This window comes from Stutzerimonas stutzeri, assembly GCF_000935215.1.
Classification (GTDB): domain Bacteria; phylum Pseudomonadota; class Gammaproteobacteria; order Pseudomonadales; family Pseudomonadaceae; genus Stutzerimonas.
Map to the genome: position 1 here is coordinate 1 of NZ_JXXD01000223.1, position 7,847 is coordinate 7,847.

General features: G+C 59.3%; 7 protein-coding genes. All 7 read right to left on the reverse strand.

Going from position 1 to position 7,847, the window contains the following annotated elements; all coding sequences use genetic code 11:
* Positions 1-2 precede the first annotated feature (2 nt).
* Positions 3-212: a hypothetical protein gene (locus LO50_RS19370; protein WP_336434175.1), complete on the reverse strand. Its 210-nt coding sequence runs from the start codon at positions 210-212 to the stop codon at positions 3-5.
* 168 nt (positions 213-380) lie between these two features.
* Positions 381-1,316, reverse strand: a complete 936-nt coding sequence (locus tag LO50_RS19375) for a hypothetical protein (protein ID WP_044316050.1) — start codon at positions 1,314-1,316, stop codon at positions 381-383.
* Positions 1,297-2,166, reverse strand: coding sequence for a hypothetical protein (locus LO50_RS19380; RefSeq protein WP_052816828.1), 870 nt, complete (start codon positions 2,164-2,166; stop codon positions 1,297-1,299). Before LO50_RS19380 ends, LO50_RS19375 begins: the two co-directional genes overlap by 20 nt.
* A 123-nt stretch (positions 2,167-2,289) precedes the next feature.
* Positions 2,290-3,228 (reverse strand): hypothetical protein, encoded by a 939-nt coding sequence (locus LO50_RS19385; protein WP_044316051.1) that lies wholly within the window; start codon positions 3,226-3,228, stop codon positions 2,290-2,292.
* The gene (locus LO50_RS19390; RefSeq protein ID WP_044316052.1) at positions 3,225-6,464 is read right to left on the reverse strand and encodes a toxin VasX; all 3,240 of its coding nucleotides are present in this window, start codon (positions 6,462-6,464) and stop codon (positions 3,225-3,227) included. The genes LO50_RS19385 and LO50_RS19390 overlap by 4 nt, the downstream gene beginning before the upstream one ends.
* Positions 6,461-7,330: a DUF4123 domain-containing protein gene (locus LO50_RS19395; protein WP_052816829.1), complete on the reverse strand. Its 870-nt coding sequence runs from the start codon at positions 7,328-7,330 to the stop codon at positions 6,461-6,463. Before LO50_RS19395 ends, LO50_RS19390 begins: the two co-directional genes overlap by 4 nt.
* A partial coding sequence (locus tag LO50_RS19400; protein WP_044316053.1) for a bacteriophage T4 gp5 trimerisation domain-containing protein occupies positions 7,327-7,847 on the reverse strand: 521 nt, incomplete at its 5' end. The genes LO50_RS19400 and LO50_RS19395, both read right to left, overlap by 4 nt.

Consider the following 7,847-nt stretch of genomic DNA (forward strand, 5'->3'; position numbering starts at 1 on the left):
AATCAATCGGCATAACGTACATGGCGAGCCATGATGTTGAGGCGGCTTGTGATGTTGTAGGCGTTGACCCGGCCCAGGTTCTGCATCAATTGCGCCTCCCAGGTCTTATCATCCATATCACGCCAGTAGCGCTCGGGGCGGCCCGTGCGGCGGTCATGTGCCGCCGTGGTCGGGTCGTTTGCGCGGTGTTTCTCGAACAGCGGGATATCCATTGCTGCGAGCGACGCCCTGAATTATGGCATTCAACTGCTCTTCCGATATCGATAGAGACATCGTTCTTGCGCAGCGGGTACTGAAAGTACCTTGGGCGGCGGCTCGATGTTGGCTTTATCAAGAGGTCTCGAGAGCCGCCCCTATCGCTGTTACTGGCGAGGGCGTGGTTATGCAGCGGCCAACTCCGCCTCTCGCTCTGCGATGGCTTGCTCCAACTCAGGCGAGCGCTTGGCCCATTGCTCGCGGGGTAGCGGTTTGGACCACTCACTCACTTCAGGCGCTGTTAACTCGGGGATATGAGCGAGTTTTTTACGCGTTATCCAATGGGCCCCCATCGGGTTGAATATGGGGAACATGATGCCAATTTCCCAAACCACAGTGAGCAAAAGCCCTCTTTCCTGGCAGGACTTGTCGAACTCGCGCCAAAAAATCTGTTTTAAGCTCAAGCCACAAATATTCTCTAGCGGTTCGGGTATTGCCTCCGGGCCTACCTCCATAAAGCTGCGAATACATTCCCACTGCGCCATGGAGGACATTCCACCGCCGGTATTGACCATCAGCACCCAGCCTTGTTTGTCGGGGGCATAATCTTCGTGCTGTTGCCCCTTGAGCGGGAACCACAGCAGCAAGCTGCCGTGCTGACTGGCGCCTCCGGTATTGAGCCTGAGCGCACTGGGGGCAATGGCATGTACCCGCTCCCAGGGAACAAACCAGTAGCTACCATCGGGTTCGGTGACACAGACCTCACGGCGCTGGCGATTAAAGCGAATCGGCGGGATCAGTGGCTTGCGGTACTGCTTGATAAACAAGTACCAAAGGGTGCCCATAAGCCCTGCCCCAGCACTAAATAATGCGAGAGCAGCCCAGTAATCGCCTGTTGAGACGACGTATGCAACGATCATTACAGATATAAACGTGCCTAAGTGCAGGGTGATGAAGCCTCCCCCCATGGAGAAGCTACCGATATCCAACAGCACCTGATTTTTACGCCAGATAATATTCATCAGGTCGCTGGCAGGCTGGCCTGTTGGAATGGGCAGCGGGGCCAGATGGTCCTGCTTCCAGAGCAGGCCCTGCTTGGTTTCACTGGCCTTTTCGGTCATGCAGCCGCCAGCTCCGCCTCTCGTTCTGCGATAGCTTTTTCCAGCTCAGGTGAGCGCTTTGCCCATCGCTCGGGGGTAGCGGTTTGGACCACTCAATCACTTCAGGCGCTGTTAGCTCGGGGATATGAGCGAGTTTTTTACGCGTGATCCAATGGGCCCCCATCGGGTTGAATATTGGGAACATGATGCCAACTTCCCAAACCACCGTGAGAAACAGCCCTCTTTCCTGGCAGGACTTATAGAACTCGCGCCAAAAAATGTGTTTTAGGCTCAAGCCACAAATGTTCCCCAGCGGTTCGGGTATTGCCTCCGGGCCTACCTCCATAAAGCTGCGAATACATTCCCACTGCGCCATGGAGGAGATACCACCGCCGGTATTGACCATCAGCACCCAGCCTTGCTTGTCGGGGGCATAATCTTCGTGCTCTTGCCCCTTGAGCGGGAACCACAGCAGCAGGCTGCCGTGCTTGCTGGCGCCGCCGGTATTGAGACTGAACGCACTGGGGGCAATGGCATGCACCCGCTCCCAAGGAACAAACCAGTAGCTACCATCGGGTTCAGTGATACAGACCTCACGGCGCTGCCGATTAAAGCGAATCGGCGGGATCAGCGGCTTGCGGTACTGTTTGATAAACAAGTACCAAAGCGGCCCCATAATCGCCGCCCCCAACAATGGGCTAGCCCAAAAGTCGACCCAAGTCAGAGCTGGAACGCCAGAAGCGCTTGCAGCGAACCAAACAGAAATCGCAATAAATAAAAATGTTCCCATGTGCAGAGTCAGCCAACCCGCCCCCATGGAAAAGCTGCCGACATCCAGAAACACCTGGTTTTTACGCCAGATGATATTCATCAGGTCGCAGGCGGGTTGGCCGGTTGGAATGGGTAATGGGTAATGGGTAATGGGTAATGGGTAATGGGGCCAGATGCTCCTGCTTCCAGAGCAGGCCTTGCTTTGTATCACCGGCTTGTTCGGTCATGCAGCGGCCAGTTCAGCCTCGCGCTCGGCGATGGCCAGATCCAGTTCGGGCGAGCGTTTGGCCCATTGCGCGGGTGGCAGGGGCTTGGACCACTCGACGACTTCGGGGGCGGTGAGGTCGGGGATATGGGCGAGTTTCTTGCGCAGTAAATGCTCTAGCAAAAAGCCGTTGAAAACCACACTACCGAGCCCTTCCCACAGAAACGCCAGCAGCCAGCCTCTGGACTTTACTGCTTGCATGAAATCATGAGTAAAGCTCTGCCAAAGGCTCATGCCTTTATTACGAATAACCGATGGTTCTGGAGCTGCATCTGGCCCCACTTCCATAAAGCTGCGAATACACTCCCACTGCGCCATCGAGGAAATCCCGCCGCCGGGATTGACCATCAGCACCCAACCCTTCTTGTCGGGGCCGTAGGTTTCATGTTCCTGGCCCTTGAGTGGAAACCACAGCAGCAGGCTGCCATGCTTGGTCGCCCCATAGGTGCCCAGGTTGGTGACGCTTGGGGCGATGGCATATACACGCTCCCAGGGCACGAACCAGTAGCTGCCGTCCGGCTCGGTGATGCAGACCTCACGGCGCTGGCGATTGAAGCGGATCGGCGGCGTCAGTGGTTTGCGCCACTGTTTGATAAAGAAATACCAGAGGGTGCCCATCAGGGCACACATTGGAAGGGTAACGATTGCCAGACCAATCCTGTCGCTAGTAGTAAGTGCGACCCAGATAAAGATCGCCATAAACATGACCGATAGGCAGTGCAGTGTCAGCCAACCTGCGGCCATGGCGAAACTGCCAATATCCAGATAGACCTCGTTCTTGCGCCAGATGATATTCATCAGATCGCTAGGGGGCTGGCCGGTGGGGATGGGTAAAGGGGCCAGGTGCTCCTGCTTCCAGAGCAAGCCTTGTTCTACTTCGCCGGCGTGATCGGTCATATCGCATCCTTGGGTTCTAGCAGCTCAGGGCTTACAGCTACGGAGCTGTAGCAGTCGCTCAGCAGGGGGCCGTCACTGGAGCCATGCTCGACGATGGTCGAGCCGGTGATGATATAGCGCATGCCCATACCGCCGCCGACCACCGGATCTTGCGGGTCGAGGGAGCCGGCCTGCATGGCCAGCGGGCTATGGTACAGAACCTGGAGCTGCCAGTACGTGCAGTCGGCCCGGCGCGGTACTGTGCCGGCCAGGCGCAGGCCCATGCCCTGGTGGATGGGCAGCCAGTGGCATTCGAGGTTGTTCAGCCATTGCCGGGTGCAGTCGGTTGGGGCATTGAGCTTGTCGAAGGCAATCAGCTTTACATACAACTGGGTGCTCTTGGGGTCGGCACCGGGTAAAAACAGTTGCAAACTCGCTGTTTGGCTATCCAGCACGATGTTGTTGCCGCTATGGCCAATCTGCCGGCTGACCAGCCTGGATTCGGCCAGCAGACGCGGTTTGAATAGCAGGTCGATCAGGCTTTGCAGTTCCTCCCCCTGACTGGCGGGACTGTCGCCCCAGCGCCGTTCGTTACCCCAGCAGCACTGTTCGAGAAAGGCTTGCAGCTCGCTGTCCTTGAAGTAGTTCCAGGCCAGGTATAAGCCCTCGACGATCAGCAGAATCCAGTTCAACGGCACCATGCGCAGGGTGAACCATTTGATCGCCTGCTGGGTGGTCCATTGGCCGGTCAGCGCCATATAGGTGGCATGGCCGCCCAGCCCGGTTTGCGCAGCCATCAGGCCGAGAACGGCACCGTCATGACCCAGACGAACCCAATGGTTGCTTGTCCAGTAGGCGCCTTCCTTCTGCATCTCGGAGGAAAGCTTTGCCAAATCAAAGGCGGCACCAACCATAGCCATGCCACCGGTTATGGCACCAAACAGAGTTACGATCGGGGCTTTCGATCCACGCCACTCAATTTCTACTTGCCCCGTTGCCTCCCACGCCGCTCCCACCACCGCCGAAAAGGCCGCCCCCATCTTGAAGCTCTCGGCTAGATGCTCCCAGCCGCGCACATCGTCATTTTCTCGATGCTGGTCACGCACATTGAGTTCCCGCACGTTGTTCAAGTGCAGCAGCAATGCGGCGAGGGGGAGAACGCCGCCAAAGGTATTCAGACTCCTGACGCCGGTGACGGTCGGCGCCAAGCCTTTCTGCAAACGCTGACCGGTTTGCTGGCCCCAGTCCCACAGGCGCTGCCCAACACTGCCGCTGAGCGCAAAGCCGATATTGCCGGCCTTAATCGGGGCGTCCACGCACAGGCGCATGATCAGCAGCAGGCCTTGCAACGGCCGGGGAAAGCGCCGGATCAGATTGGCCGGCACCGCCGCCGTGGCGGAGAGGTGCTCGACTTGCAAGGAGGCGAAGGCCGCAGACAAGCGCGATACCGCTTTGCTCCAGTCGTCTCCTGCAGGGCCGCCCAAGTCACCGAGCCAGGCCAACTTGCCGCTGGCTACCAGGCTGCCGATCAGCTCTCCGACCGCCGCCTGATTTGCGCTGGTCAATGCCCCTTCTACATCGCTGGCACGATCCGCCAATTCCACCAGCGGAGGCGTGAAGCCGCTGCTCAGCAAGCTGAACGGTTGCTCAACAGAGGGCGAACGCAACAGGTTGATGGCCAACTGGGTGCCCGCACCGGTGCTGCACAACTCGCTGAGGCTATTGAGCGACAATTCGCTCAACCAGCTGCAATATGTACCGTCCTCATAGTCGGCATACCAGAGCGCCTGGCCGTGGCGAGTCAGATAAGTCGACATATCGCGGTGCAGTACGTCGCGGCGTGCGGTCAGCCATTCCCGGTGCGGCTCGGCAACCTTGGCAATCCACTCCTGCATGCTGGCTAACTGGACTCGTTCGGCGACCTGAGCACCGCTTTTGGCGTCGGTCATATTGCGCGTTTTCTCGGCCTGATAGGCCATGACCACGCCTTGAATTTGCCCATGCAGATCGGCTGGAATAATCGGCCTGGTCGGCGCTAATACCAGTTCTTCGCGGTGGCGGATGTCGGCTATTCGCGCATCCGCCGCGGCATGGCCGATTTGGTGTCTCAGACGCTGATTGACTTCGGTTTCTTCATCCAGCAAAGGCTTGAGTTCGTGCTTGGCCTTGAGCAGCGTTTCGCCTTGCTCGGGGGTCAGCTGGATATCGCGGTCGCGATAGCGGTAATTGAGCAGGTTGCTCAGCTCCGCGCCGTCTTCGGTGATCAGGCTATTGATAAAGCCCGCAATCAGACCTTTATGGGCGTTCTGGTGATCCCAGGCTTCCTCCCGCAGGTTGACCATGCCTTGCTCATGATTCAGATCACGCAATACACCCAGATCATCGTCCAGGCTGGCGAACACCCCGTGAAGCTCGCCAGCCTGGCTGCGCGCGCTGCTCAGCCAGGTCTCCGTTGCCGGCACGTCCCATGGTTCCGCGCTCCATTCGCCGGGCGCGTGTTCGGCAGCTTCTGGCTGGCGGGCGGCGGCCCGTTCGCGCTCGTGCAGCCAGGTACGGGCATGGACGTACGCCTGAATGCGCTCGGGGGTAGGTTCGTCCATCATCTGCTTGCCGAGGGTATCCACACCCCCGCGGTAGGCGTCGCCGTTCTGCGCGTAGTCGTGGGACAGGGCCCGCTCGCGAATCTCGGGCATCAGTTCGGCCATGACCTGTTCGGCACTATCCAGGGCCGGGCAATGGTCGGCCTCCAAGGTGCGCGCGATTTGAGTCAGGCTGATGCGGCGCATGCGGGCGCGACGCTCGTCCGGCTCGCCCGCAAGGCGCTGGTGGACGGCAGCGGTTAAAGGGATTTCGGTATAAAGCAACAGGGCCTCGTATTGTTTGTTTAGTGCGATGCCAGCGCTGCTGCCGTTGGCTACGGCGCTTGCGGCGTCATCCAGTCCCTGCTCCAGCAACTGGCCGTCGGCGGCCACGGCAAAGCGGCGCAGCGGTCCTTGGTCGTGCCAGAGATAAAGGTAACCGGGGCGCAAGCGGCGCAGGGCCATGGGATGGCTCTGGGTTCCGCTCGCTGGTCTACAGCGCTTATGCGCGGCTGGCTGTTCGGCCAGGGCATAGCGCACGGGAACGATAAAAACCTCGGCCTGGCGCGCCGGACAGCTGGCCATGGGGCTGGACAGGTCGTCCTTTTCGAAGTCCTGTTGCGCGGCTTGGTCGGCGTGGGCCAGGCGTAACGTTCGATCCTGAGCTCGGGCGGTCATGCGACTGACTCCTTGTCGGTGCGCAGCAACTGGCATTGCAGCTCGGCGATGAGGTTGTCCAGGCGCTGTGCCGGCAACAAGTCACGCTGTTCGAGCAGTTGGCAATAAGTGTCGTGCTCGGGAGCCTGCGGAAAATCACTGCCCAACTCGGCCAACAAGCCCGCCCAACGGGCGACTTCATCGGCCGCGCTATAGCCATAGCGTGCCGCGCTTTGACGACACAGGGTGACGAATTGCTGCTGGGCGGCAGCATCCATGCCCTGTAGCGATTCAGGGAAGAAACGCCGCAGATGGGCCAGCAGACGCTGATCGAAGCAGGCGTGCTTGGCCTGGTTTAACTGTTCCAGTTGTTCTTGGGAGAGCCGCAGCCAAGGCGTGTCGTCATAGCGCGCAAAGGTCTGCGGCTTGTTCTCGCGTAGCAGCGCCAGTTTCGCGCCAGAATTTGCCGGTAGGCGAATACGCTGCACCGGCCCCATCAATGGATCGCGCTCGTCCGCATTCAGCGGGCCCAGCCATAAAGCCATGATGCGTGGGTCGTGGTAGCGGAACAGAGTCGTTTGTTCACCTTCCAGGCGCACATGAATCAAGCTGCGCAGGTGCTCGACCAGATCGTCTTCGCTCGCATCGGACTCGAGCCAGATACCAGCCGTTGCTTGCCACTCCTGCTGAAATACCTGCGCAAGTTCGCTATGCGGCCGTACCGCTACCAGCAGCGGGCCAACTTCGGCCAGCGCCTCATAGGCACTTTGCTGGTAGAGCAGATGAAGCAAGGGCGATTCTTCCAAGGCGTAAATTTTGGCGGCCAGTCCATCGATCTGTGCGCCGTCGACTAGCAAATAACTATTCATCAGCGATAGGGCCGTCATACCTTAGTCTCTAGCTGCTGACAGATCTCACAGATCGGTAGGGCAGTGCGCGCAGCCTGTTGCAACGCCTGTTTCTGCGCCTGAATCAACAACTGCCCCGCCTTATCCGCATCCGCCGGCTTGACCTCCCCCGGCAATACCGGCGCCGCACCCGAACCTTTCCCCGGACGTCCCCCCGAGTTCATCCTGATCAAAGGCCCAACCATGGTGATGCCGCTGGCATCGAGTTTGATAAAACTGCCACCAGCCTTGAAGGTCAGTTCGCTGCCCGCTTCGAGCACGACCTTGAGGCCGCTGGAGAGGTGGATTTCATTGCCCGCCTCGATGAATTGCCCAGTGCCGATCTTCAGGTGTTGGCTGTTGCCGACGGTGAGGTGGTCGTTGGCGCGGATTTCGGTCTTGCGGTCGGCGTGGGTGGTGCGGTGTTCTTCGGCGCGGAATTCGCTGTAGCTATTGGCCTCCACGTTGTCGTGGCGCTCGTGGCCGACGCGGATCTTCTGGTCGTGCTCGATGTTCT